Origin of the sequence: Gordonibacter sp. RACS_AR49, assembly GCF_030418435.1 — a bacterium.
Classification (GTDB): Bacteria; Actinomycetota; Coriobacteriia; order Coriobacteriales; family Eggerthellaceae; genus Gordonibacter; species Gordonibacter urolithinfaciens.
On sequence record NZ_JAIUDM010000011.1, the window covers coordinates 1 to 25,137 of the forward strand.

Consider the following 25,137-nt stretch of genomic DNA (forward strand, 5'->3'; position numbering starts at 1 on the left):
GTTGCGGCGGTCCTCGGCGTCGCCGCGCTCGCGCTGGGCGTACCGCCGGCCGCCTTCGCCCCTGGCGCCCCCGGCACGGCCGTCGCCTGCGCGGCGGGCATCGCCGCCTGCGCGGCCGAGGGCGGCCTGCTGGCACTGCTGGCCCCGCGCATCGACCGGACGGCCGTCATCGTGGAGAACGCGCTCTACGCCGACTTGCAGCCGTTCGGCCCCTTCTCGCCGCTCGACCCGCAGGCTGTCGCCGACTACCGGCGCCGCCGCAAGCTGGCCGCCCGGCTCGCGCGCGGGGTGCGCTTCCGCCTGCCTCTCGCCTCCGGCGCCGGCGCCCTCGTGTCGCGCGCGGCGCTCTCGCACCTGCGCCAGTACGGCGGCCTGCCCAGCCTGCTGGCGTTCGGCGCGAGCGCGGCGCCGCTCGGCGTGCTCGCGCTTGCGGGCGCCGGCGGCCCGGTGACGTTCCTGTTCTGGCTGGCGGCGCTCATCATGTTCCCGCAGGGCGCGCGCGAGGCCACGCGCGCGTTCCGCGACGACCTGCGCGTGCGCCTCGTGCGCGACCGGCTGCCCTTCGGGACGCTCTCGCTGCTCGCGCTGGACTCGCTCCCGGGCCTCGCCGTGTCGAGCGCGGTATCGTGCGCGGTCGTGGCGCTCGTGCTGCCGGCGGGCTTCCCGCTGGCAGCGGGGCTGGTGCTGGCCGTGCTCGTGAACGCCGCCGCCGTGCTCTGCTGCGGCCTGGACGCCGTGCGCCTGTTCCCGGGCGGCCCGCAGCCGTTCTACGAGGCGGGCGCCCTCGTGCTCGTGGCGGCGACGGGCGCGCTGTCGCTTGCGGGCTCGCCGTCGCTCACCGTGGCCGGCGCCGCCGCCGTGTGCGCAGCCGTGGCGGTCGTGGTGCGCGGCGGCGCGGAGCGCGCCCGCTGACGCGCGGGCGGGGGAGCGCCGCCTGCGTGCGCCGCCTTGGCGCGCCGCCCAACATGCCGTCCACGCGGGCCGATAGATGATCGAAGCAGTTATTTGACCTGCGAAATCATGGTGCGAGCCGTTACGTGAAATCCACGGTCTGTTCGCTTGTGCGCCGTCCGATAGTATGCGAACATGCGTTCTTCTAGAGAAATTCGGAGCGGGAGGCCGACGGCAGGCGCGGCCTCTGCAGGCGTGCGGAAAGCGGGCGAGGTCATGGCGGATGCGGTGCGGCGGGAGGCCGGGGGCGACTTGCAAAAGCGGGCGCAGGTGCAGGAGCAGGCGCGGCTACGACCGCAGGAGCGGGCGCGCCCGCAGCCGCAGCAGCGGTCGTGCAACCGGGGGCCCGTGCAGGAGCGCAACCGGCGGCGCGTGATCTTCCACTCGGACATGAACGCGTTCTACGCGAGCGCCGAGCAGGCCGAGCGGCCGGAGCTGCGCGGGGTGCCGCTCGTGGTGGGCGGGCACGAGGAGCGCCGCCACGGTATCGTGCTGGCGAAGAGCGCGCAGGCGAAGGCGGCGGGCATCGTGACGGGCGAGGCGCTGTGGTCGGCGCGCGAGAAGTGCCCGGGGCTCGTGGTGGTGCCGCCGCGCTACGACGTGTACCAGAAGTACTCGCGCCTGGCGCGCCGGATATACTACCAGTACACCGACCTCGTGGAGCCGTTTGGCCTCGACGAGGCGTGGCTCGACCTCACGGGCGCGCTCGCGCTGTCCAGCCGCAGCGCGCTCGACGTGGCGCGCGAGATCAGCCAGCGGGTGAAGGACGAGCTGGGCTGCACGGTGTCCATCGGCGTGTCGTGGAACAAGATATTCGCGAAGTTCGGCAGCGACTACGAGAAGCCGGACGCCATCACGGCCGTCACGCCGGAGAACTACCGCGGCCTCGTGTGGCCGGCCCCCGCCGACGAGCTTCTGTACGTGGGCGGCGCCACGTGCGCCAAGCTGCACTCGTCGGGCATCGACACCGTCGGCGACTTGGCCTGCGCCTCGCCCGAGCTGCTGCGTCGGCGGCTGGGGAAGGTGGGCGGCATCCTGCGCACGTTCGCGCGCGGCGAGGACGCGACCCCGGTGAAGCCCTACGACGCGGCAAGGAACGAGGTGGACCGCACCGTGAAGAGCTTCGGCAACGGGCTCACCGCGCCGCACGACATCGCGTGCGAGGCCGACGCGCGGGCGCTTGTGTGGCTGCTGGCGGAATCGGTGGCGCAGCGGCTGCGCGAGGCGCGGTTCCGCGCGCGCACGGTGTCCATCGGCGTGCGCGACGCGGCCGACCTGTCCAGCTACGGGCGGCAGGTCACGCTGCCGCGCGCGACGAACGTGACGGGGCACATCGCGCGGGCGGCCTGGAACCTGCTGGTGGCAAACGAGCCGCTGGACGAGACGCGGCCCCTGCGCGGCCTGCACGTGCGCGCCTCGGGCCTGGTGCCCGTGGACGCGCCCGAGCAGCTGGAGCTGCCCTTCGACGCACGCCGGCGCGTGCTGGAGGACCTGGACGAGGCCGTGGACGAGCTGCGCCGCCGCTTCGGCAGCACGTGCATCCAGCGCGGGACCGAGCTGCTGGACGAGAGCCTGCTGGAGCTGGACGTCAAGCGCGACAACGTGGTGCACCCGGTGGGGTACTTCTAGGTTCCGCCGTTCTCCGAACGGCGGAACAAGCCGACGCTGCGGCCGGCCGTGGCACCCGGCCTTCGCGCGATCCCGGAGGCTCGCGTACCGAAGTACGCTTCGCCCCCGCGATCCCGCGAATTCCGGGCACCACGGCCGCCCTCGCTGGCTTACTACGCCAACCTGTGGGGTTCGGCAACCGGATCTGCGCGGTAAAGTTCGCGCTTCGCGCGAATCGGCGGAGGCCGAATAAGGGGGCGAGCAAGGAAGAAGGAGGCGCGAGGGCGCATGGTGCGGGGCATTGCCGGCAGGCGGAAGCGGTACGTGGAGGTGGAGGCCGAGTTCCTGGCGGACGGCACCGTCGTGCCGCGCGCCGTGGCGTGGCACGACGGGCGGCGCTTCCCCGTGCGCGCCGTGCTGGGGCGGCGTCGGTGTGCCTCGCTCAAGGTGGGCGGCGAGGGCGTGCGCTACGACGTGGTGGTGGGGAACGCCCATACGTTCCTGTTCCACGAGGACCCGCGCTGGTTCGTGGAGGAGATCGTGCCCGAGCCGTCGCCCGAGGATGCCGGGGCGTCCGCACGGTGCGGTGACGGAGCCTTCGGGGCATGATGCGCGCCCGTGTCGGCCGCCCCTTCGTCCAAGGACGGCCGGCGGATGTCGGCGCCGGCGTGGGTGCCGATGGGACGCGCCGATGGGACGGGGGCTCCGATGGGCGACGGCATCGGTTTCCGCTAGAATGGTGCGAATCGACCGGGCGGAAGCATGCGAAAGGAACAGCCATGGACATCGAGGAGATCGAGCCGCAGGGGCGCGCGCCCGAGCTGGTGGGCCGGCTGGCGCAGGTGTGGGAGCGCTCCGTGCGCGCCACGCACGGGTTCCTCTCCGAGGACGATATCGCGGGCCTCGCTGCCGTCGGGCGCCTTGCGGTGGCCTGGCAGGATGGCGTCGCCGTGGGCTTCGCCGGCGCCCAGGACAGCCATCTGGAGATGCTGTTCGTGGACGATGCCGCACGCGGCGACGGCGTGGGCGGCGCGCTGCTCGCCCATGCCGTCATGCGTTGGGGCGTGCGCACGCTCGACGTGAACGAGCAGAACCCGCTGGCCGCGGGCTTCTACGAGCGTGCGGGCTTCGTCGTGGTCGGCCGCTCGCCCGTCGACGGCGCGGGCCGCCCTTTCCCGCTGCTGCATATGCGCCTCGGGCTGGCGGGGGAGGCGGGCGTTCCCGGGACGGCCGGGGGCTCGACCCGGTCGCCCGCGAGCCCGCCTGCCCAGGGTGCCGGTTTGCCGGGATCGCCTGTGCCGTCCCGCAAGGCCGCGGCCCGCGCCGCATCCGCATCCGCCGGCGGTGCCTGGTTCGACAGCGCCGACCCGGCGCTCATGCGCGACCATATCCGCGCCTGCGAGGTCATGGCGCGCTTCAACGCGCAGCAGGGCATGCTGGACGCCGACCGCATGAAGATGCTGCACGGCTTCCTGGGCGCTGTGGGCGAGGGCTCCTCGCTTTCGACGGGCGCGCAGGTGGACTACGGCTACAACCTGTTTTTGGGAAGGAACTGCTTCTTCAACTTCAACTGCACGTTCCTGGACGGAGCGCCCATCACGTTCGGCGACGACGTGGGGGTGGGGCCGGGCTGCTCGTTCGTCACGCCGCTGCACCCGCTGCTCGCCCGCGAGCGCGCCCGTTGCGAGGACGCCGGCGGCACCGGGCACGTGTGGGAGCGGAGCCTGCCCATCACGGTGGAGAGCGGCGTGTGGATCGCGGCGAACGTGACCGTGAACGCGGGCGTGACCATCGGCGAGGGCGCCGTCATCGGTTCCGGCAGCGTGGTGACGAGGGACATCCCGCCCCGCACGCTGGCCTACGGCAATCCCTGCCGCCCCGTGCGCGCGATCACCGAAGCCGACAGCGTCGCCGATGCCCTCGCCGAAGCCGGCCTGGTCTGAAGCATTGCCGGCAGGGCGGTGCGGTGCGGTGGCGGGGACGAATGCAGAACCGCCCCTTTCTGCACGTTTTTCACCAGATTATTGCGTTTGAGGCGGCTGCGCCCTCTCGGCGAGCCGTCGGCCCGCCGTCCTCGTGCTCTTGGCCGGCGTTTCCCCTGTTCGCGAGTTTCGGACTTGCGCAGAAGCCGTCCGCGGGAGGATGTGCGTGCAACATTCCGGTAAATAGTGTGCAAAAAACCGCTGCCGGCGATGCTCCTTAATCGCTGAACATTGTTTATTGACGATTGCTCAATAATGGAAGCCGAGTTCCGGACCATTCCGGGCCGTTTATTCGACGAGGCGTCGTGGCGCAAGGCGGGCTCTCGCGGCTGCATCGTCCGAGCCGTGAAGGCGGCTTGACCGCATGGGCGAGCGAGGGCCGAGTCCCGGGTTCGCCCGCGCCGGGAGCGCGCGGGCTGCCGTGGCCTGCACGGCAGAGGGTGCGCGAATTGTGGAGAAAATGTACGACGCAGGTAACTTCTCTTGCCCGCGAATTCATGTTAGCTTAATCTAACTTACATCGAAAGCGCAACGGAACGGCGCAGGCGAACTCGGAGCGGCTCGGCCGCTGGCAGCCTGCGGGAACGGCTTTCGACCATCGTCCGCCGACCCGGCGGCGGAGGCTCCTCTCGTCTGGCCATCCGCCGCACCTCCTAGCGGAGGGAAGATCCCCCCTCTTCCCTCCGCTTCTCCTGTTTTGCAGCGAAATAGCCGGCGGCGGCTCGGCAGCAGGTCTGCCGTCTGGGCGGCGCATCCCTGTTGCGAAAGCGCGGGCGGCCGGCAGAAGGCGGGAGGAGCCTGCGCCCTCGCATGCGTTCGTCTCGCCTCGACGGCCCGGCGGTTTTCGTTGATAATGGAGACGGATCCAGCACAGGGCATGTGCGCAAAGCGCGTGCGGAAGGGTGCGCCGAGGGCGCGCGGGAAGGGGGATGGGCCGGCGTGGACGCGAGCAGCATTCTCATCGTGGAGGACGACCCCGACATCAACGCCCTGCTCGCCAAGATCATGGCGCGCGCCGGGCACGAGCCGACGCGGGCGTACTCGGGCACCGAGGCGCTGCTGCACCTCGAGCGCGGATCGTTCGACCTCATGCTGCTGGACCTCATGCTGCCCGGCGCCAGCGGGGGAGAGCTCATCGCGCACCTGCGCGGCGAACGGGGGCTCGACCTGCCGGTCATCGTGGTGTCGGCGAAGGCGGGCCTGGCGGACAAGGTGGACGCGCTCGCCCTGGGGGCCGACGACTACATCGTGAAGCCGTTCGAGCCCGACGAGGTGGCGGCGCGCGTGCAGGCCGTGCTGCGCCGGTACCGCGGCGGCGCGCCCTCGCCGCCCGGCGGCGCCGGCCCCGTGTTAGAGCATCGGGGCCTACGGCTGGACGCGTCCGCCCGGCGCGTGACGCTCGCCGGCGCCGAGATAACGCTCACGGCGCACGAGTTCGACCTCCTGCAGACGCTCATGCAGGCTCCCGACAAGGTGTTCTCGCGCGAGCGCCTGTACGAGCTGGTGTGGAAGTGCGGCTACTATGGCGAGGAGAACGCCATCAACGTGCACGTGAGCAACATCCGCAAGAAGCTGGCTGCCGTCGACCCGGACGGGGAGTACATCAAGACCGTCTGGGGCATCGGCTTCAAGCTGGCGTGAGCGGCCGGACGCGTGGGGATGCGCCCGGGGCGTGCGGGAGCGTCCGATTCGGGCTCGGTGCCGGTTTGCCGCACCGGCCGCCCGCCAGGCCCGCCGCACTGGCCGCCTCGCCGGCCGAGCGCCGCGCCCCTGCCCGCCATGCCGCCGCGCGGCCCCTGCGCCTTTACGCTTTCCTTAACCTTTCTTGAGGACTTATTAAGCGCCCGTAGCGTAAGGTTCTCCCCACGGTCGGCGAATGCGAGAAAGAGGAGAAGCGACCCGATGGAAAATGTGATAGATACAAGGGGCCTCACCAAGCGCTACGGCAGCTTTGCCGCGCTCGACGACGTGGGCGTGACCGTGCGGCGCGGAGAGGTGTTCGGTTTGGTGGGCGACAATGGGGCGGGGAAGTCCACCCTTTTCAAGTTGCTGTGCGGCCTGGCTTTTCCCACGATTGGCGAGATCCGGCTCTTCGGCGAGCACTCTCCACGCGAGCTTGAGCGCCAGAGGGCGCGCATCGGTTGCATTATCGAGCAGCCCGGTTTCTACCCGCACTTAAGCGTGGAGAGGAATCTGGAGTGCTGCCGCATCCAGAAGGGCGTGCCCGGCAAGAACGCGACTGACAGGATGCTCGAGGAGGTAGGGCTGGCCTATGCGAGGGACCGCACCTGCAAGGACCTGTCGATGGGAATGAAGCAGCGCTTGGGCCTGGCGATGGCGCTCATCGGCGAGCCCGAGGTGCTCATCTTGGATGAGCCGGCGAGCGGTCTCGACCCCAGCGGCATCGTGGAGATGCGCACCCTGCTGCAACGCCTCAACCGCGAGAAGGGCATCACCGTGGTGCTGTCGAGCCACCACTTGGCGGAGCTGGAGCAGATGGCCACCGTCTACGCCTTCCTGTCGCATGGAAGGCTCTTGGAGCAGGTGGGCGCCGAGGAGTTGCGGGAGCGGTGTGCGGACCGCATCGAGATAGCAGTGTCCGACGCCGCGTGTTACACGGTGCTGTTGGAGCGTGAGCTGGGATGCACGACGTACCAGGTGCTCGGCGACGGCACGGTGAGCATCGCGAACCCGCGCTTGGACATGGAGGCGTACAGCGGCCTCGCCAGCGCGCACGGCCTGTCCATTCTGAAACTGGAGCGGCGGCGCCTGTCGCTGGAACAATATTACCTCGATATGAAGGACAAGGTGGATCCCTGGAGCTGGGATGCGCCGGAGATGGGGGTGGCATGATGCTGAACTACCTGAAGGGCGAGGCGTACCGTATCGCGCACGGCCGCGCGGCGTACCTGTTCGCCGGCACGCTCTGCGCCATCGTGCTGGCGGCCAACGTGCTGTTGTGGGCCATGTCCTCCACGCCCGGCTTTCCCTACGCCACGGTGCGTTTCTCCATGAGCAACCTCGTCTCGATGCTGCCTCTTCTATTCTATATGGCTGGCTTGCTGGTGTGGGTGCTGTTCGCCGACGACCGGAAGGACGGCACGCTCAAGAACGCCATCGCGCATGGCTGCTCGCGGCGCGACCTGTTCCTGGGGAAGTGCCTCGTGGCGACGGTGCTCGGGCTCGCCATCCTGGCCGTGGTCCTGGCCGTGTACGTGGGCAGCGCGGTGCTTCTGCTGGAGGGGTCGACCGAGGCCGTGGCCATTCTGCTCGAAGGCGTGGCGTCGGCGCTGCCATTCACCGCGGCCTGCGTTGTGCTGGGCGTTGCGGTATGCTCTGCGTTGCCGAAGACCGTCACCGCGTTCTTGGTGTGGGTGGCCGTCGTGAGCGTCATCCCGGCGGTGCTGAACGTGATCGGCCTGGGCGTCGAGCCGGTGGCCCGGCTGGCAAGCTGGCTGCCCGCGAACTTCTTTGCGAACGAGGTGGCCATCAACCAGAGCGGCCTGGCGCAGTTTCTGTGGGATACGCCTGAAGGATTGGCGAAGTGCCTGATCGCCGGGATTGCGGGCATCGCAGTGTTCGGTGCCGTGGGCTTGTGGCGTGCGGGCAAGGCGGAGCTGTAGGATCGGGGCATGGGAAGGGGCGCGGGCATGGCAGAGATCGTCCTCGGGGTGCTGCTGGCGGTCGCACTGGCGGCAGCGGCCTTCCTCGCCGCGCGGTACGCGCTGCTCAAGCGGTCGCTTCGGCAGGCGGATCGGGAGCTGGGCGAGATCGTGGGGCATCTGGAGGACAACCGCATCGTGAGGCTGCCGGCTCCCGACGCCGATTTGGAGGCGCTGCTCGGCACGGTGAACCGCGCGCTTGCGGGCATACGCGCGCAGGCGGCGGCCTGCGCGCGGCACGAGGCGGAGCTCAAGGCGCAGGTCGAGCACGTGAGCCACGACCTGCGCACGCCGCTCACGTCCATCCGGGGGTACCTGGCGCTCGTGGACGACGCGGCCCTCGATGCCGAGGCGCGCGAGGCGCTCGGCACGGTCAGGCGCAAGGCGGCGTCGCTCGAGCGGCTGGTGGCGCAGTTCTACGAGCTGTCCCGCCTGCAGGGCGATGATGTCCCGCTGGAGCTGGGGCCGGTGGACGTGGGCCGCATGTTGCGGGAGTCCGTGGCCGAGCAGTACCGCCTGCTGGCCGACCGGGGCCTGGACGTGCGCCTGGACGTGCCGGAGCATGCCGTTTTGGCGCGCGCGAACGGCGAGGCGGTGGAGCGCGTGCTGGCGAACCTGCTGCACAACGCCGGCAAGTACGCGAAGACGGCGCTGGAGGTGTCGATGGCCGGGGAGGGCGCGGGTGCTGCGGGGGCCGGCGGCCGCGTGGCGGTCGAGTTCGCCAACGATGCGGAAGGCCTGTCCGAAAGCGCCCTCTCGCGCCTGTTCCAACCGTTCTTCATGGCGGACGCGTCGCGTGCGCAGGAGGGCTCGGGCCTCGGCCTGGCCATCGCCCGCCATCTGCTGGAGCGCATGGGCGGCAGCATCGAGGCGAGCTCGGAACAGTGCGAGGGAGCGTGCTGGCTGGTGCTCCGCATCGAGCTCCCCGCAGCTTGAACGGTTCTCACAAATCGTTCACCTTGGAAAACTTTTTCGTGCCAATGGCGCCGATTCGCGGTACTATGATCCCTGAAAAGTAAACGCAGGCTAACGAAGCCGGGCGAGGGGGATCGCCGCGGCCGCAAGGAGACGAGACGTTGGGCACCCTGAACGACCTTCCCATCGGCAAGACCGCCACCGTGGTGGCGGTGGGCGGCGAGGGATCGCTGCGGCAGCACTTCCTGGACATGGGCATCATCCCGCAGGCCGACGTGGCCATGGTTAAGCACGCTCCCATGGGCGACCCGGTGGAGGTGCGCATCCACGGCTACGAGCTCACGCTGCGCCGCGACGACGCGCGCAAGATCGAGGTGGCCGACGAGCGCGAGGCCGACGCCGAACGCTTCGGCGGCGCGCGGCCGAGGCGCAGCTTCGCCGAGCGCGTGGAGCACCCGGGCCTCGGCGAGGGCGGCAAGTTCCACGACAGGGACGCCGAGCGCCCGCTGCCCGAGGGCGAGCCCCTCACGTTCGCGCTCGTGGGCAACCAGAACTGCGGCAAGACCACGCTGTTCAACCAGCTCACCGGTGCGAACCAGCACGTGGGGAACTTCCCGGGCGTCACGGTGGACCGCAAGGACGGCCGCGTGCGCGGGCATGCGGAGGCCACCGTCACCGACCTGCCGGGCATCTACTCGCTGTCGCCGTACTCCAGCGAGGAGGTGGTCACGCGGCAGTTCTTGCTGGACGAGCGACCGCGCGGCATCATCAACATCGTTGACGCCACGAACGTGGAGCGCAACCTGTACTTGACCATGCAGCTGCTCGAGCTGGGTGTTCCCATGGTGGTGGCCCTGAACATGATGGACGAGGTGGAGGGCAACGGCGGCACCATCCGCGTGAACGAGATGGAGAAGCTGCTGGGCGTGCCCGTGGTGCCCATCTCCGCCTCCAAGAACGAGGGTATCGGCGAGCTCGTGGACCATGCGCTGCATGTGGCGCGCTACCAGGAGCCGCCCGTCTGCCAGGACTTCTGCGCAGCCGACGCGCACGGCGGCGCCGTGCACCGCTGCCTGCACGGCATCATGGCGCTCGTGGGCGACCATGCCGAGCGTGCGGGCATCCCCGTGCGGTTCGCCGCCAGCAAGCTGGCCGAGGGCGACGCGCTCGTGTTGGAGAAGCTTGCCCTCGACGAGAACGAGAAGCACCTGCTGGGGCACATCGTGCGCCAGCTGGAGGACGAGCGCGGCCTGGACCGCGCGGCGGCCATCGCCGACATGCGGTTCGCCTTCATCGAGCGCGTGTGCGACGAGTGCGTGGTGCGCCCGCGGGTAAGCCGCGAGCATGCGCGCAGCATGGCGCTCGACAAGCTGCTCACCGGCACGTTCACGGCCATCCCCGCGTTCGTGGCCATCATGGCGCTCGTGTTCTGGCTCACGTTCAACGTGGTGGGCGCGTGGATGTCGGAGATGCTGGAGGCCGGCATCGGCTGGCTCACCGACGTCGTGGCGAATGCGCTCGCGGCGGCGCAGGTGAACGAGGTGCTGCAGTCGCTCGTCATCGACGGCGTGTTCAACGGCGTGGGCAGCGTGGTGGGATTTTTGCCCACTATCGTCACGCTGTTCTTCTTCCTGTCGCTTCTGGAGGACTCGGGCTACATGGCGCGCGTTGCGTTCGTCATGGACAAGCTGCTGCGCAAGATCGGTCTGTCCGGGCGCTCCATCGTGCCCATGCTCGTGGGCTTCGGCTGCACGGTGCCCGCGGTCATGGCGGCGCGCACGCTGCCGTCGGAGCGCGACCGCAAGATGACCATCATGCTCACGCCGTTCATGAGCTGCTCGGCGAAGCTGCCCATCTACGCGTTCTTCACGGCGGCGTTCTTCCCGGCCTCCGGGGCCGCGGTCATGGTGGGGCTGTACTTCGGCGGCATGGCGGTGGGCGTGCTGGCGGCGCTGCTCATGCGCAAGAGCCTGTTCTCCGGCGAGGCGGTGCCGTTCGTCATGGAGCTGCCGAACTACCGCATGCCCAGCGCCCGCAACGTGGGCCAGCTTCTGTGGGAGAAGGCGAAGGACTTCCTGGAGCGCGCGTTCACCATCATCTTCATAGCCACCATCGTCATCTGGTTCCTGCAGACGTTCGACTTCGGGCTGAACGTGGTGGCGGACTCGGCCGACAGCATGCTGGCCGTGGTGGCCGGGTGGATCGCGCCGGTGTTCGCGCCGCTCGGGTTCGACGACTGGCGCATCTCCACGGCGCTCGTCACGGGCGTCATGGCGAAGGAGAGCGTGGTGTCCACGCTGTCCGTGCTATTCGGGTCGACGGCCAGCCTCGTGGCGGCCCTCACGCCGCTCGCGGCGCTGGGCCTTCTGGTGTTCTGCCTGCTGTACACGCCGTGCGTGGCGGCCATCGCCTCGGTGAGGCGCGAGCTGGGCGGGCGCTGGGCGCTGGCCATGGTGTTCGGCCAGTTCGCCGTGGCCTGGCTGGCCGCGCTCGCGGTGCGCGGGGCGGGTCTCGCGATGGAGCTGCCGGCGGGGGAGGCGTGGAGCGTCGCCGTGGGAGCCGCGGTCGCCGTGGCCGTGGCGCTGGTGCTGCGCCGCATGGCGCGCCGCCGCCGCGCGGGGGCCGGCGGCTGCGGCGGCGGGTGTGCTGGCGGGTGCGCCGGCTGCAGCGCGACAACCTGCGCGGGATGCGCGCAGGAGGGCGAGAGCCGGCCTAAGCCGCCGGACGCGGAGACCCTCGCGGAGTCCCGCCGATAGCCCTCCCGAAGGGCGGCGGGGACGGAGGGCGGCGTGCGGCTCGTCGGGCGTTGTTTCCGCAAGGCGGCGGAATCCCTCGGAGGATATGCCTGCGCGCCGGCGGCTTGCCGTGGAGATTCTTGGAAGATGCCCATAAATGTTGCAAATTGAGTAGCAAATATGGGAAAGTAAACCAAGGAAAACAAGTAAGGCGAGCCGCCACGTGTGCGAACGGCCGCGTGCCGCCCGCCGAACGACGCGAAGGAGCGATACCATGTCCATGATCAACCGCGAGATCGACGACTTCTCCGTCCAAGCGTTCCAGGACGACGGCTTCACCACCGTCACGAAGGACGATGTGCTGGGCCACTGGAGCGTGTTCTTCTTCTACCCGGCCGACTTCACGTTCGTGTGCCCCACGGAGCTTGAGGACCTGGCCGCCCTGTACGACCAGTTCAAAGCCGCCGATTGCGAGATCTACTCCGTGTCGTGCGACACGCATTTCGCGCACAAGGCCTGGCATGACGCGTCCGAGAACATCAAGAGCCTGCCGTACCCGATGCTGGCCGACCCCACGCACAAGCTGGCCGACATCTTCGACGTGTACATCGAGGAGGAGGGCTTGGCCGAGCGCGGCAGCTTCATCGTGAACCCCGAGGGCCGCATCGTGTGCTACGAGGTGAACGCCGGGAACATCGGCCGCAACGCCGCCGAGCTTTTGCGCCGCGTGCAGGCGAGCCAGTTCGTGGCCGAGCACGGCGATTCGGTGTGCCCCGCGCGCTGGGTGCCGGGCTCCGAGGTGCTGCACCCGGGCATCGACCTGGTGGGCAAGCTGTAGCGGACGCAGCAGGCCGGGCGGTGCGCACGACGGGCCTCCGGGACGGTTCCGGGGGCCCGTGGTATGATGGGCAGAGCCGATACCCCCTCGAAAAGGAGCACCCCCATGGATGTGACCTTGAGGCCCTTCGAAGACGACGACCTTCCCCGCCTGCGACGATGGCTCGCTGCCGACCACGTGCGCCCCTGGTTCGAGCAGCCCGAGGACTGGATGGCCGAGGTGGAGGGCCGTCACGGCGAGTACGCCTGGATCAGCCACTTCGTCATCGAGGCCGACGGCGATCCCGCCGGCTTTTGTCAGCTCTACCCGTTCTCCGCAAGCGGCGAGGATTGGAACGGCGCGCTTCCCGTGGAGGGCACGTACAGCCTGGACTACCTGCTGGGCGAGCCGACGCTGCTGCGCCGCGGCATCGCCCGCGCGGCGCTCTCGCAGCTGATCGGGCTCATCGCCGCCGAACCCGATGCCGAGCGCATCATCGTGCAGCCCGATCGGGAGAACGTTGCCTCCCGTGGCCTTCTGCGCGCGCTCGGCTTCGCTTACGACGAGGCCGACGACCTGTTCGCGATGGACGTCTGACGCATGGGCGCGGCGTCGGGCCCCGCGTTTTCGGGGAGGGGGCTTCCATGGAGTTGAACAAGCTGGGCGAGCGGACGTTCTGGCTGCCGCACCAGCCGGAGAACGACCGGCCGATGCTCGTGCTCCTCAAGGGCGACCGCCTTGCGCTCGCGGTGGACGCGGGCGCGTCGGCTGCGCATGTCGAGGAGTTCTACGCGCAGCTCGACGACGCGGGCCTGCCCCGGCCCGACCTCACGGCGATCACGCACTGGCATTGGGACCACACGTTCGGCATGCACCGCGCGCACGGCCTCACCGTTGCGTGCCGGCGCACCGGTGAGCTGCTCGCTCAGGCGCGCGCTTCGCTGGCCGATCCCGCCGCCGTCCTGGCGCTCAAGCGGAGCGAGGAGCATATCGCCCGCGAGTACGCCGAGGCCGGAATCGTGGTCGCCCTGCCCGACGTGGTGTTCGACGGCGAGCTCCTTTTCGATCTCGGGGGCCTGACCGCACGCGTGCTCACAGCAGCCTCGCCGCATTCCGACGACACGGTGCTCGTGCACGTTCCCGAGGAGGGCCTGCTGTTCCTGGGTGACGCGACGTGCGGCGATCCTTTCGACGGGTGGCGCGTCGACGAGGAGAGGCTGCGGGCCCTGATGCGGACGATCGAGGGAATCGACTGCGAGACGTGCCTTCTGGGCCATGCCGACCCGCTGGGCAAGGGCGAGCTGCTGGGCTACCTGGCAACGCTCGCGGGTTGAGGACGCGCTGCCATCGGGCAGGTAACGGCGACCGGCTTTCCCCTGCTCGCTCGGCCGCAGGAGTAACCTTTATGCGGAAGCGGCCGGCCGGCGCCTTGCGCCCCCACGGGCGCGGTGCTGGGCATGCGACGAGAAAGGACGATGCCATGGCCCCGATGGATGCGGCGGTGCCCGGAACCCTCGTGTGGGGGCATGCGGCGCTCGCAGTGTGCGCGGCGTTGTACCTGGCGTGGTGGTGGACGTTCTTCAACCCCGCGCTGCCGAAGGCGACGGGGGCTCTGTACGCGATGGGCGTGGGGTTCATCTTGGGCGCGGTGGCGTTCGGCATCGCGGCCGTCGTGTTGCTGGCGATGGGCTTGGGAGCGCTCGCGGGCGCACCCCAGGTTGGCGGCGCGGCGCCAGGGTGGGTGTTCGCCGTGGGCGGCGTGGCGGCGTATGCGGCGCTCGCCTTCGTCACCGTGCGCTTCTTCGGGCGGTCCGTGACCACGGAGCTGCTGCTGTTCGTGCTGTGGGCGGCGCTGGAGCTTGCCGTGCTGAACGCGCTCATGGGCGCAGGGATGCTCTTCGGCGGCGCGTTCTGGCTGCTCGCGGGCGTGGTCGCGCTTGTGACGGCGGCGAATCTCGTGTGCTACGTGCTGTACTTCCGGCTGCCGCCCGTGCCCTCGTTTATCGACGGAGCCGCGCCGTTGGCGGTTGTCGGCGTGCTCTCGGCGGTGCTGGCGGTAGTCATCGCACGGCTGTAAGCGCGTCGACCGGCTTGTGGCCGCGTGGGGTACAATGAGGGCGGCCGTGCTGCGCCGACTTGCGGAGTAACATGAGGAACTACCTGCTCAAACGCATGCTGTTCATACCTTTAGGGATCGTCGCCCTTGCGGCGACGGCGTTCGCGCAGGCGAATCCCGAGGCAGCCGAATGGTACGCGCACACGGTGTACCCCGCCGCGTCCTCGGCCGTGGGATTCCTGCCGTCGCTCGTCGGCTTCTCGGTGGCCGAGTGGGTGGCGGCGCTGTTCCTGCTGTTCTGCCTGGGGTACGTCGGGTACTGGGTTCGCAAGGTCGCCGTGAGCAAGGGCGAGCGCGGTATGATGGCATACCGCGGGATCATGGGCGCGGCAGCCGTCGCTTGCGTCGCGCTTTTCGCCTTCACGTTCCTCTGCGGGCTGAACTACCACCGCTACACCTTCACGCAGCACGCCGGCTACGATCTGGCGGAGGAGGGGGCCGATCCGGCCGAGCGCCAGGAGGAGCTCGTGAGCCTGGCCTCGTCGCTCGCCGAGGGCCTCGGGCGCGAGCGCGCAGAGCTCGGCAACGATGTCGACCTGTTCGCCGCCGAGCCGGGGGAGTTCGAGCGCTACGCGCAAGAATCGGTGGTCGCCATGCGCAAGCTCGCGGAGCGCTACCCTGCGCTCGAGCGGCCGCTGTACTCGCCGCCCAAGCCGGTGCTCGCGTCCAAGCTGATGTCGTATGCGAACATCGGCGGCATGTTCTTCCCGTTCACCATGGAGTCGAACATCAACGTGGACAACCCGTTCTTCACGGTGCCGTGGACGATGGCCCACGAGCTGGCGCACCAGTGCGGCTTCATGCGCGAGGACGAGGCGAACTTCATCGCCTACCTGGCCTGCAAGGAATCCGACGACGCGCTCATGCGCTACAGCGGCCTTCTGCTGGCCTACGACAACGCCACGGCCGCGCTGCGGAAGGCCGATCCGGAGGCTGCCACGCAGATCGCCGCCGGCCTTGTGCCTTCGGTGCAACGCGACCTGGCCGAGCGCGCGGAGCACTGGGCCCAGTACGAAGGTCCGGTGCAGGAGGCCTCCAACGCCGCCAACGATGCGTACCTTAAGGCCAACAACCAATCCGACGGCATGCGGAGCTACGGCCGCATGGTCGACCTGCTGCTCGCCGAGCAGAGGGCGGGGGAGGGCGACCAGTCGAGCTAGCGCCCCGCTTCATCCCGCTGCGTCATCCTGCGTCATCCGGCACTGCGTCATGCGGCAGCTCGGCCGGCAGAACTGGCGAGATTGATGCTGCGAGGGGGATCGGCTCGACGCCGTTTCACTCCGGGAACCCCAGCTCCACGGTGAGCACGTCGCCGTCCAGGCGGGCGGTGGCCTCGATGCGCAGGGCGCGCGCCAGCTGGGCGACGATGGCGAGGCCGAGGCCGCTGCCCCCGCCGCCGCGCGCGGCGTCTCCCTGGTAGAAGCGCTCGAACAGGCGCTCGGCGTCCACGCCGTCCGGGTCGGCCACGCGGTTCGCGAACGCGACCGTGCGTCCCTCCTGCACGATGCGCGGGGGCTCGCACCCGTAGCGCAGCGCGTTCACGGCGAGGTTGCGGAAGATGCGGGCGAGGGCGTCGGCGTTCGAGTCGGCCACGAGCGGCTCGTCGGCAAGCCGGATGCCAGGCTCCCACCCGCGCTCCTTGAACTGGCCGTACAGCGAGGCCAGCGACTCGGCGAGCACCTGGCCCACGTCCACGGGCTCGCGCTCGATGCGGTGGTCGGGGTCCTGTACCTGGGCGTAGGCGTACAGCTGGTCCAGCAGGCCGCCCACGTCGTCCAGGCGGCGCGACACCACGTCCAGGTACCGGGCGCGCAGGGCCTCGTCCTCCTCGGCCGCCAGCAGCTGCGCGTAGCCCTGAGCCCCTGCGAGCGGCGTGCGGATGTCGTGCGAGAGGTAGGTGAGGCCGCGGCGCAGCTCGCGCTTGGCCTCCTCGGCGGCGACGCGCTCGCCTTGGTGGCGGTCGATCTGCCGGTTCACCGCCTGCGCCAGCTGCACGAAACCGCGCGTGCGCACGGACAGCGCGACGCGGGCGTTGCTCGCCGACTCCCGGTTCACGAGGAACCGCGCAATGGCCCGCAGCTGCGCCTCCGAGCGGGCAAGCTGGACGGCGAGCGCGACGACGGCGACGGCGAGCAGAACGACCGCGGCTTCCATGGCCTAGACGTCCTTCCTCTTGAGGACCAGGGCGCAGAGCGCCCCGGCGACGGCGATGAACGCCGCGCCCACGAGCGCGATGTGCCCCGCGCCGAGGGGACCGCCGAGCCCGAGGGAGAGCGAGCCCATGCAGGACGACAGCGTGTAGTCGGCGAGGAACGAGATGCTCGGAATCAGCATGCCCAGCCCCTGGATCCCCAGCGTCACCAGGCCCGAGGCCAGCAGGATGCCGATGCCGATGCCCGCCGCCATCTTGCGGGTGGCCCACACCGCAAGCGCCGTCAGCATGCCGAAGCCCGCGGCCACGACCGCGACGAGCACGCCCCACAGCGCGAAGTCGGGCAGGGGGGAGGACGCGAGCTCGAGGCCCGTCACGGCGGCCGTGGCGAGCGTCGCTGCGACGATCATCACGGTGAACAGCGCCGCGAGCACGAGTATCTCCACGATGCGCGCGCCGAGGAACGCGAGGCGGCTCGGCTGCACGGTGAACACGTTCTTGCTGAAGCCGCTCTCGAACTCCGCGGCAAGGAAGATGGCGAGGAACACGACGAACAGGCAGGAGAGCCCGCCTCCGCCGAGGAACACGTTGCCGACGAGCGCCTCCGGCGTCATGCCCTGGGCAAGCTGCGCCACCAGGGCATTCGTCTCGGCGAGGTCGTCCGCGCTCGGGCCGCTCCCGTTCGAGAAGCCGATGTGCACGCCCGTCGGCGCGCCGCTTGCGCTGGCTGCCTGCATCGACTGCACGAACGCGGGATCGGTGATGTAGGCCATGGTGGCTGCGCTGATAACGGCCAGCACCGCGATGACGGCCAGGAATATCCACAGCGACTTGCCGTGCACGAGCCGGTAAAGGTCCATCCTCAGAATATTAGCCACGGTACTCAGCCCCCATCATCTCAACGAAGAACTCCTCCAGGTCGCGCCGGTGCGCGTACAAGCCGCGGACGGCGATGCCCTGCTCGTTCAGGGCCGCGCCCACCGCTCCCGCGTCCGCGCCGCCGAAGACGCGGATGGCGCCGTCGGGCATGGACTGGAAGCGCAGGCCCGCGAAGCGCTCCTGCAGCACGGCCAGCGCGAGCGTCGGGTTCGCGGCCTCCAGCTGCAGGAAATCGCTGCATTCCTGGTCGACCTCGGCGGCGGACATCTCGCGCACCATGCGGCCCTCGCGGATGACGCCGTAGCGCGTGGCCATCTTCCCCAGCTGCTCCAACACGTGCGAGCTCACCACCACGGTGATGCCGCGCTCGTCGTTGAGGCGCATGATGAGCCGGCGGATCTCGCGGGCGCCCTCGGGGTCCAGGCCGTTGAGCGGCTCGTCGAGCAGCAGCAGGTCGGGGCTGCCCAAGAGCGCGAGCGCGAGCCCCAGGCGCTGCTTCATACCCATGGAGAAGTTCTTCGTCGCCTTGGAGCCCACGCTGCCCAGGCCGGTGAGGTCCAGCAGGTCGCGCACCTTGTCCTTGGGGTCGGCCAGGCCCAGCGCGAGCGCCTTCATCATGAGGTTGTCGGTTGCGCTCATGGAGCCGTACAGCCCCGGCGACTCGATGAGCGCGCCGATGCGCCGGCTCGCGCTCGCCTCGCGCGGCTGCATGCCGAACACGCGCACCTCGCCGCCCGTGGGTGCGGCGAGCCCCGCGAGCATCCTCATCACCGTCGATTTGCCTGCCCCGTTGCGGCCGACGAACCCGTAGATATCGCCTTGGCCCACATGCATGTCGAACTGGTCGACGGCCATCTTGCTGCCGAAGGCCTTCGAGAGCCCGTTGGTTTCGATCACGTTCACGTTCCCGCTCCTTTCCGATCGTCGGATCGTTCTCTGACTGCCAACCACGATACGGAAAAGGCGTTCAGCAATTCGCTTCGAAACCGTTAAGAAAGTGCTAAGTTTGACGTGCGAGGGGCGAGACAGGGGGACGGGGATAACGTCACGTTCCGCGATGCGCTGCAACTGAGCGAAACGAAGGGGAACGTGACGTTATCCCCGTCCCCCTGTCTCGCCTCATTCGGCCAGCTTGAAGCCGATGCCCCACACCGTCTCGATGTAGCCGTCGGTGCCGGAGGGCTTGAGCTTGCCGCGGATGTTGCTCACATGCACGTTCACGGCCTTCTCCTCCACGAACGCCTCCTCGTTCCAGGCCGCTTGGAACAGCTCCCGCTTGGTGAACACCTTCTTGGGCCGGCGCACGAGGGCCTCCACGATGCCGAACTCCAGGCGCGTGAGCCTCACGGGATCGCCGGCGGCTGTGAGCGTGCGGGCTTCGGCGTCGAGCACCCAGTCCTTGAACCGCAGCGTGCCCGAGCTGCGCCCCGCCCCGCGGGAGGCGTGGCGCAGCTGCACGGACACGCGCGCGAGCAGCTCGTCGAGGTCGAAGGGCTTGGCCAGGTAGTCGTCGGCCCCCAGCTTCAGAAGCTCCACCTTGTCGCCCGTGTCGGCGCGCGCCGACACCACGATGACGGGCACGTCGCTGCGCGCGCGTATCTCGCGCACGAGCTCCTCGCCTGAGGAGCCCGGTAGCATGAGGTCGGTGATGACGAGGTCGTACGGCGCCTCGCCCGCGGCGGCCCCCGCTTTCAGCAGGAGCCGCGCCTCGCTTCCCGAGAACGCCTGCGCGCAGGCGTAGCCCGCCCGCGCGAGCGCGGCGGCCACCACGTTGTTGATGTCGTCGTCGTCCTCGACGACGAGGATGCGGGCTGCGTGTTCCATACGCGTATTGTAGCTCAACCGGGTCTGGCGGGGCGCCACTCTTTCCTCGCCCTTCTCCCGTTCCCGCCCCGGCCCCGTACCGGCCCGCCCGCGCATTCGCACAAGCCCCGCATCCGCGTTCGCACACGCCCGCATACCTGCGCTCGCTCCTGCCCACGCCCCGACCCCCCCCGCACCCGCCCCGCCTTCGCCCATATCGTCCAAGGCGGGCAGCTCACCCGCCTGCGCATCGCTTGCCGCATTGGCCCGCAAGGGAGCGCGCCCCCTGCGCGCAGGCGGGCTTATCCGCACCCGCTCCCGCCTCGCCCCGACCCCCGCCCCGACTCCCGTCCACGCTGACGGCCAAAAGCGGGGGCGGGAAGCGCCAGGGTTTCGGGGGTGTTGGTTCTTACGGGCCGGCCCGCCGGCACGGTAATCACCGGTTTTCGACGGGGAATGCCTTCCCCTCGGGCTGCGCCTTCCGAAATGCCGTTCTGCGACGAGGGGAAACGTCGGAACACCTCGCTTGCGCCCCGCTTGCCGCCAGCCTCTGCTTCCCAATCTGTAAAAATGCGGTGATTACTGTGCCGATGCGCGGCCTGCTGGTAGAATAGCGGCACCACGGAGCCAGTGCAGGCGCTCTTCGCCTCGGCGAGCAGCCCATAGCAGGAACGGCGTGCCCCCCCCGTTCCCCTACCACGCTTGCAAGATCCTCTTAGCAAAGGGCTTGCAAGGAGGTTCCATGCCCGTCTCCTCCCATCCTGACCGTGAGCGCGCGCCTATCATCTTCGGACACAAGACCGCCTTGGCCATCCTGCGCTCGGCGGCCCCCCGGACGCTTCCGCCGGTTGCGGGGAGAGCACGGGTGCTTCCCAGCCGCGCTCCGGCGAGGGGCGAGGTCGAGGCCGTCATCGAGCATCTCGAGGCCTCATACCCGGATCTGCGCCTCGAAAGGCCTGCGCACGTGCTCGTTGGAAGCGCTGCGCTGGGGCGGCCTTCGAAGGCTGTCAAGTCGCATTCGCTGACCGTCCCTCTTTCGGGCACATCGTTTTACCGGTTGGGCGACGGCGTCTTCGCCTGCGTGCCGGCCCTCGCCTTTGTCCAGGAAGCCGCCCGGGGGAAGAGCCTGGTCGCCATGCTCGAGCTTGGGTACGAGCTGTGCGGAACGTACCGGACCCGGCGCACAGGGGCCGCAGCTGCCTATGGGGTAGAGCCCCTGGCATCCGTCAGGTCGTTGGGCGGCTATGCGGCGCGGAACGCCTCGGTCGACGGTGCGCGCAAGGTCGGCCGCGCCCTTCGCTACCTTGCCGACGGCTCGGCCTCGGCGCGGGAGACGAAACAGGCCCTCGTCTTGGGGCTGCCCCATCGCCACGGGGGCTATGGCCTGGGCATCTCCCGTATGAACTACGAGGTCGGGGCGAGCAGGTCGGCCGAGGTCCTCACCGGTAAGAAGTCGTTCCGCATGGATTTGTGCTGGCCGGAGCGGAAGCTCGACGTGGAGTACCAGAGCAGGGAGTGGCACGAGGGGGAGGCAAGCCGCGTCTCCGACTCGAGGAGGGCGAACGCCCTCATATCCATGGGCTGGACGGTGGTGGGGGTGACGAACGACGAGCTCGACAGTTTCGCGGCGACCGAGGCGATAGCGCAAACGCTCCGCCGGCACCTGGGCAAGCGCGCGCAGATACGTACGTCCAACTACCATGGGCGCAAGCTGGAGCTGCGCAGGCAGCTGGGCCTCCCGATAGGATACGAGTAACTGAAGGCGGCGTGACGACGACTCCCGCCTGGCGCGCCGCCCGCCGCCCCCTGCACCTGGTTGCTCTGGTGCCGCCCCCTCCATGGCCCGATGCGGGGGGGGGCTGGGCGATGCATCGCTCTTCGAGCGCCATGATGCCCCGAAGCACAGTAATCACCGGTTTTCGACATATGCGCGGACCGGGACAGCCCGATAGGGCCCGAAAGCTGCCTCTTTCGGGTGTTTCCCCTGGTTGTTCGTAACGCCGAAGGCGAGACCCGCTCTGCTGATGCGGCCCGCTGTAGAAAACCGGTGATTACTGTGCCGCACGATGCGCTTCGCACTGCGCCGCGCAGCGCGAAGCGGTGGCGGATGCGACGGACGCGCGCGCCTGCGCGCGCCGCGCCGTTACGCCGAGAACAGCTTGCGCACCTCGGCCACGAGCTGCTTGCGGGTGAACACGAGCAGGGCCAGTAGCAGCACGCTGGCCGTGAGCGCGCTCACGTTGGCCGGCACGTCCCATGTGGCCAGGCCCAAGGCCACGAGTGCGAGCGGGATCAGCCCCAGCACCACGTCGAACAGCAGGTACTTCGCGTAGCCCGACACGAACGTGCCGCGGAACACGGCCACGAGCACGGCGTCGAACACGAGCGCCACCAGGCAGATGCCGGGTATGACGAACGTCGTGACCACGGGGTTTCGCGTGATGAGGTACCACAGCGCCGCGATGGCCAGCAGGATGAGGAAGTAGCGCACCACCACGCGCAGGAAGTCGGGCGTATGCACGAGGATGTTGCGCACGAACAGGTAGTTCACCACGAGGCCCAGGCACACGGTGAGCACGATGTCGCCCGGCAAGCCCAGCAGCCGCCCCAGGAACAGCATGGCCAGCAGGCACGCGCCGCTCACGAACGCCAGCACGCTCAACGCCACGGCGCCCGACTTGCGCACCTCGTTTCTGGGGAACGCCGACGGCTCGGCCTTGCCCGAGAGCTCTGCCTGGCAGAGCGGGCACCGGTCCAGGTCGCCCGTGAACGACACGCCGCACTTGCCGCACCGCTTCATCGCCCGGCCTCCTTAAGCTTCGCCTTCTGGTCGCTGTCCGAGCCATCCTTTCGCGCGGCCCTCGTTTTCCGCGCCGCCTTCTCCCCGTGTTCCGGCTCTGCCAGCGCGGCCCCCGTCTCGCGCCCTGCTTCCGCCCCGTCGGCCCGCGCCCCGCGCTCGGGTGTCCCGCCGCGGGCGGGCGCCTGGCCGCGGGCGCGCTTCACCGAGGCCTCCAGCCTCGCCTCCAGGCGGTCCTCGGCAACCTCCTCGCTCGTCTTGTTGATGTTGATGACCCCCTCGATGCCGCAGCCCGAGAAGTACCGGACGAAGTTCTTCACCACGTCGGGGTTCGAATACGCCGTGGATATGCCGATGCTCAGGTCGTCGCCGAACGAGCACAAAAGGAAGTTCAGCCCGGTGGTGGACGTCAGGAGGTTGAGGTCGCGCACATACGGGGCCACCCGCGCGTCCACGGAGATGCGCCCCAGGTTCGAGAGCGTCGTGGTGGTCTCGCGCGCCGTGAAGCGGCTGGCCAGCTCAAGCAGGGCGTCCTTCACGAACAGGGGGGCCAGGCGCAGAAGCGGGTTCTTCTCCAGCGCTATCATGCGGTTCATGCGGGGCTTGAGGCTCTCGGGGTCGGTGGCCACGCGCAGCTGCTCCTGCACCTTCGCGGCCACCTGCTCCACGGGCTCGTCCTCGTCGCCGGGCACGTAGGATACGAACGCCAGCCCGAAGAAGTTCTTGGTGGTGGTGGACTTGAAATGCTGCCGCAGGTCCACGGGCACGTCCAGGCGGATGGCGCGGTGGCGCTCGCGCCGGGGCATCTCGGCGCGGATGGCGCACATGATGGCCGCGATGACGAGCGACGTTAGGCTCACGTCGTGCCCGCGCGCAAGGTCGAGCACCGGGCGGACGGGTAGATGGTACTCCAGGTACGTGGGGTCCGCCGCATCGCGCCAGCCGGTGAGCCGGTAGACCTTGGGCGCGCGCGTGGGGGCCGCCTTGTCGCGCTCGAAGTACTTGTCGAAGCTGTCCTCGGCCTTCTGGTGGTCCGAGCCGTCGTACTCCTGCGGCAGTCCCTCCACGCCGTAGCGCTCCTCCACGTAGGCGTAGAGCAGGGCCTTGAAGAAGCTCAGCGACCCGCGCCCGTCGGACACCATGTGCGACACTTCCAGGTTGATGCGAGCGCGGTAGTAGCTCACGCGGATGAGCACGCTCTTCGCGTCCACGTGCAGGCCGTAGCAGATGGGCAGGTTCTCCTCGTGCACGGCGGGCGGCTGGGGAGCCTGCTCCAGGTAGTGCCAGAACATGCCGCTGCGCAGGCACACGTTGAAGCCGGGGAACATCTCCGCCGTGCGGTCGAGCGCGCGCTGCAGCGCCGCCGGGTCCACGTCGTCGGCCATCGTCGCCGCGTAGCGGAACACCGTCTGGGCGGAGCTGCCCGCCTGCGACGAGTAGAACTTCCCTACATTGTCTAGTCGGTACCAAGCAGTCCGAGCCACGTCGGTTCGCCTTCCTGCACGAGCGGGTCGCCATCGAGGAATTGCTTGATGATGCGGTACGTGTCCTTCACGATGTTGAACACGGTGGGGTACAGCAGGTAGCCGTGCACGGCGTCCAGCACGCGGTAGCACTGCACGTCGCCGCCGTCGTCGGCCAGGCGCTGGGCGTACACCTCGCCCTCGTCGCGCAGGGGGCAGTACTCGGCCGTGACCACGAGCGTGCGCGGCTGGCGGGAGAGGTCGCCCTCCAGCAGCGGCGCGAAGTAGGGACGGTGCAGGTCGGCGGGCGACGAGGCGTACAGTTCCATGTAGCCGCGTATGTCGCGCGACGAGAGCAGGTAGTCCTCGCCGTTGTCCCTCACGGAGTCGAAGAACGAGGTGGCGGGATCATGGTCGTTGTACGTCACGGGGTAGAGCAGCATCTGCGTGCGGGGGAGGAACTCCCCGCGGTCGCGGGCCATGAGCGACACCACGGCAGCCAGGTTCCCTCCGGCGCTGTCGCCGAAGAGCACGATATGGTCGGGGTCCACGTCGGCCAAAAGCTCGCCCGCGTGCAGCTGGCGGGCCACCTCGTAGCAGTCCTCGGGAGCCCGGGGAAAGCGATGCTCGGGCGCGCGGCGGTAGTCCACCGACACCACGCGCCGCTCCAGGCGCAGCGCCATCGTGCTGCAGGCGTCGGTGTAGAAGTCCACGTCGCCGTTCACCCAGCCGCCGCCGTGGAAGAACAGCACGGTGCCGCGGAAGTCCTCCGTGACCTTGAAGCCCTCGGCCAACGAGAAGTCGATGTCGAGCGGGGTGAACACGCGCAGGGGCAGCGCGCAGCCGTCGGGCATGGGGGCCGTGATGTCGTCGATGCGGCAGCGCGGGTTGGGGATGGCGAGCCTGGCGCTCAGGTCCTCGGCCACGCGCTGCGCCTTGTAGAACTCCTTGATGTCCGGCCGAAGCCGCGTTGCCGCCTTGAAGGCGGCGAGCACCGCCTTGTTGATGGGCATGTATGCCGTCCTTTCCCGGGGCGGCGGCGCCGCTGCCGGGTCGTCCTGCGCGGCAGCGGCGCCGCGATTCCCTCGCGTGCCATCGTAGCACAAGCGCGCCGCAGCGTGGGGCGTGCTGCGCGGGCCCCACGGCCCCGGCATGCGGCGAGCCCCGCGCCGGTGGCTGCGAACTGCCTCGTCGGCGGCGTGGCAGGCGCCTTGAGGTTGCATGTCCGCAACGGTTCGGCCGCCCCCCGGCGGCCGC

General features: G+C 69.5%; 21 protein-coding genes and 1 pseudogene. 15 read left to right on the forward strand and 7 right to left on the reverse strand.

All coding sequences use genetic code 11. The features are described 5' to 3' along the window. The 14 genes and pseudogenes from LB310_RS13715 to LB310_RS13780 form a co-directional block, all read left to right on the forward strand. Nucleotides 1–912: pseudogene (locus LB310_RS13715) on the forward strand (hypothetical protein); the annotation flags it as partial. A gap of 255 nt (nucleotides 913–1,167) precedes the next feature. Further along, a complete protein-coding gene (locus LB310_RS13720; protein ID WP_301155236.1) occupies nucleotides 1,168–2,580 on the forward strand; it encodes a DNA polymerase IV in 1,413 nt (470 codons plus the stop codon). A gap of 267 nt (nucleotides 2,581–2,847) precedes the next feature. Further along, entirely contained in the window at nucleotides 2,848–3,168 is a 321-nt protein-coding gene (locus LB310_RS13725) for a hypothetical protein (RefSeq protein WP_015540267.1), read from the forward strand. A gap of 170 nt (nucleotides 3,169–3,338) precedes the next feature. Further along, a complete protein-coding gene (locus LB310_RS13730) occupies nucleotides 3,339–4,502 on the forward strand; it encodes a GNAT family N-acetyltransferase (RefSeq protein WP_278805269.1) in 1,164 nt (387 codons plus the stop codon). A 978-nt stretch (nucleotides 4,503–5,480) separates the two neighbouring features. Continuing rightward, entirely contained in the window at nucleotides 5,481–6,182 is a 702-nt protein-coding gene (locus tag LB310_RS13735; RefSeq protein ID WP_162457489.1) for a response regulator transcription factor, read from the forward strand. A gap of 261 nt (nucleotides 6,183–6,443) precedes the next feature. Then, nucleotides 6,444–7,394 carry an ABC transporter ATP-binding protein gene (locus LB310_RS13740; RefSeq protein WP_278805273.1) on the forward strand — a complete coding sequence of 317 codons (951 nt, stop codon included), beginning with the start codon at nucleotides 6,444–6,446 and terminating at the stop codon, nucleotides 7,392–7,394. Further along, complete coding sequence (locus tag LB310_RS13745) at nucleotides 7,358–8,164, forward strand: ABC transporter permease subunit (RefSeq protein ID WP_338016466.1); 807 nt, start codon at nucleotides 7,358–7,360, stop codon at nucleotides 8,162–8,164. Before LB310_RS13740 ends, LB310_RS13745 begins: the two co-directional genes overlap by 37 nt. 27 nt (nucleotides 8,165–8,191) lie before the next feature. Continuing rightward, nucleotides 8,192–9,139: a sensor histidine kinase KdpD gene (locus tag LB310_RS13750; protein ID WP_238386275.1), complete on the forward strand. Its 948-nt coding sequence runs from the start codon at nucleotides 8,192–8,194 to the stop codon at nucleotides 9,137–9,139. 140 nt (nucleotides 9,140–9,279) lie between these two features. After that, on the forward strand, nucleotides 9,280–11,874 hold the full coding sequence (gene feoB, locus LB310_RS13755) for a ferrous iron transport protein B (RefSeq protein WP_278805278.1): 2,595 nt from the start codon (nucleotides 9,280–9,282) through the stop codon (nucleotides 11,872–11,874). Between the two features lie 253 nt (nucleotides 11,875–12,127). Beyond that, complete coding sequence (gene ahpC, locus LB310_RS13760) at nucleotides 12,128–12,691, forward strand: alkyl hydroperoxide reductase subunit C (protein ID WP_015540262.1); 564 nt, start codon at nucleotides 12,128–12,130, stop codon at nucleotides 12,689–12,691. A gap of 105 nt (nucleotides 12,692–12,796) precedes the next feature. Continuing rightward, complete coding sequence (locus LB310_RS13765) at nucleotides 12,797–13,267, forward strand: GNAT family N-acetyltransferase (RefSeq protein ID WP_015540261.1); 471 nt, start codon at nucleotides 12,797–12,799, stop codon at nucleotides 13,265–13,267. A 47-nt stretch (nucleotides 13,268–13,314) separates the two neighbouring features. After that, nucleotides 13,315–14,004, forward strand: a complete 690-nt coding sequence (locus LB310_RS13770; RefSeq protein ID WP_278805280.1) for an MBL fold metallo-hydrolase — start codon at nucleotides 13,315–13,317, stop codon at nucleotides 14,002–14,004. Nucleotides 14,005–14,150: 146 nt separating this feature from the next. After that, nucleotides 14,151–14,747, forward strand: a complete 597-nt coding sequence (locus tag LB310_RS13775; RefSeq protein WP_278805282.1) for a hypothetical protein — start codon at nucleotides 14,151–14,153, stop codon at nucleotides 14,745–14,747. Between the two features lie 71 nt (nucleotides 14,748–14,818). Beyond that, the gene (locus LB310_RS13780) at nucleotides 14,819–15,946 is read left to right on the forward strand and encodes a DUF3810 domain-containing protein (protein WP_278805284.1); all 1,128 of its coding nucleotides are present in this window, start codon (nucleotides 14,819–14,821) and stop codon (nucleotides 15,944–15,946) included. 115 nt (nucleotides 15,947–16,061) lie between these two features. Here the strand turns inward: LB310_RS13780 and LB310_RS13785 are convergent, their stop codons facing one another. The 4 genes from LB310_RS13785 to LB310_RS13800 all read right to left on the reverse strand — a co-directional run bounded on the left by LB310_RS13785 (nucleotide 16,062) and on the right by LB310_RS13800 (nucleotide 19,641). Next, on the reverse strand, nucleotides 16,062–16,940 hold the full coding sequence (locus LB310_RS13785) for a HAMP domain-containing sensor histidine kinase (RefSeq protein ID WP_157007688.1): 879 nt from the start codon (nucleotides 16,938–16,940) through the stop codon (nucleotides 16,062–16,064). A gap of 3 nt (nucleotides 16,941–16,943) precedes the next feature. Beyond that, on the reverse strand, nucleotides 16,944–17,816 hold the full coding sequence (locus LB310_RS13790) for an ABC transporter permease (protein ID WP_278805286.1): 873 nt from the start codon (nucleotides 17,814–17,816) through the stop codon (nucleotides 16,944–16,946). Further along, nucleotides 17,809–18,720 (reverse strand): ATP-binding cassette domain-containing protein, encoded by a 912-nt coding sequence (locus tag LB310_RS13795; RefSeq protein ID WP_162457486.1) that lies wholly within the window; start codon nucleotides 18,718–18,720, stop codon nucleotides 17,809–17,811. Before LB310_RS13795 ends, LB310_RS13790 begins: the two co-directional genes overlap by 8 nt. A 216-nt stretch (nucleotides 18,721–18,936) precedes the next feature. Continuing rightward, nucleotides 18,937–19,641, reverse strand: a complete 705-nt coding sequence (locus LB310_RS13800; RefSeq protein ID WP_157007691.1) for a response regulator transcription factor — start codon at nucleotides 19,639–19,641, stop codon at nucleotides 18,937–18,939. Nucleotides 19,642–20,362: 721 nt separating this feature from the next. Here LB310_RS13800 and LB310_RS13805 point away from each other — a divergent pair. Next, nucleotides 20,363–21,376 (forward strand): DUF559 domain-containing protein, encoded by a 1,014-nt coding sequence (locus tag LB310_RS13805; RefSeq protein WP_278805290.1) that lies wholly within the window; start codon nucleotides 20,363–20,365, stop codon nucleotides 21,374–21,376. A gap of 387 nt (nucleotides 21,377–21,763) precedes the next feature. On the opposite strand, the gene LB310_RS13810 is transcribed toward LB310_RS13805, so the two are convergent. Genes LB310_RS13810 through LB310_RS13820 form a run of 3 tightly spaced genes read right to left on the reverse strand, consistent with a single transcriptional unit; the run spans nucleotide 21,764 to nucleotide 24,893 of the window. Beyond that, on the reverse strand, nucleotides 21,764–22,420 hold the full coding sequence (locus tag LB310_RS13810; RefSeq protein WP_096228234.1) for a DUF6320 domain-containing protein: 657 nt from the start codon (nucleotides 22,418–22,420) through the stop codon (nucleotides 21,764–21,766). Next, nucleotides 22,417–23,901 carry an alcohol acetyltransferase gene (locus tag LB310_RS13815; protein ID WP_278805292.1) on the reverse strand — a complete coding sequence of 495 codons (1,485 nt, stop codon included), beginning with the start codon at nucleotides 23,899–23,901 and terminating at the stop codon, nucleotides 22,417–22,419. The genes LB310_RS13810 and LB310_RS13815 overlap by 4 nt, the downstream gene beginning before the upstream one ends. Next, nucleotides 23,874–24,893: an alpha/beta hydrolase gene (locus LB310_RS13820; RefSeq protein ID WP_278805293.1), complete on the reverse strand. Its 1,020-nt coding sequence runs from the start codon at nucleotides 24,891–24,893 to the stop codon at nucleotides 23,874–23,876. Before LB310_RS13820 ends, LB310_RS13815 begins: the two co-directional genes overlap by 28 nt. Nucleotides 24,894–25,137: the final 244 nt, after the last annotated feature.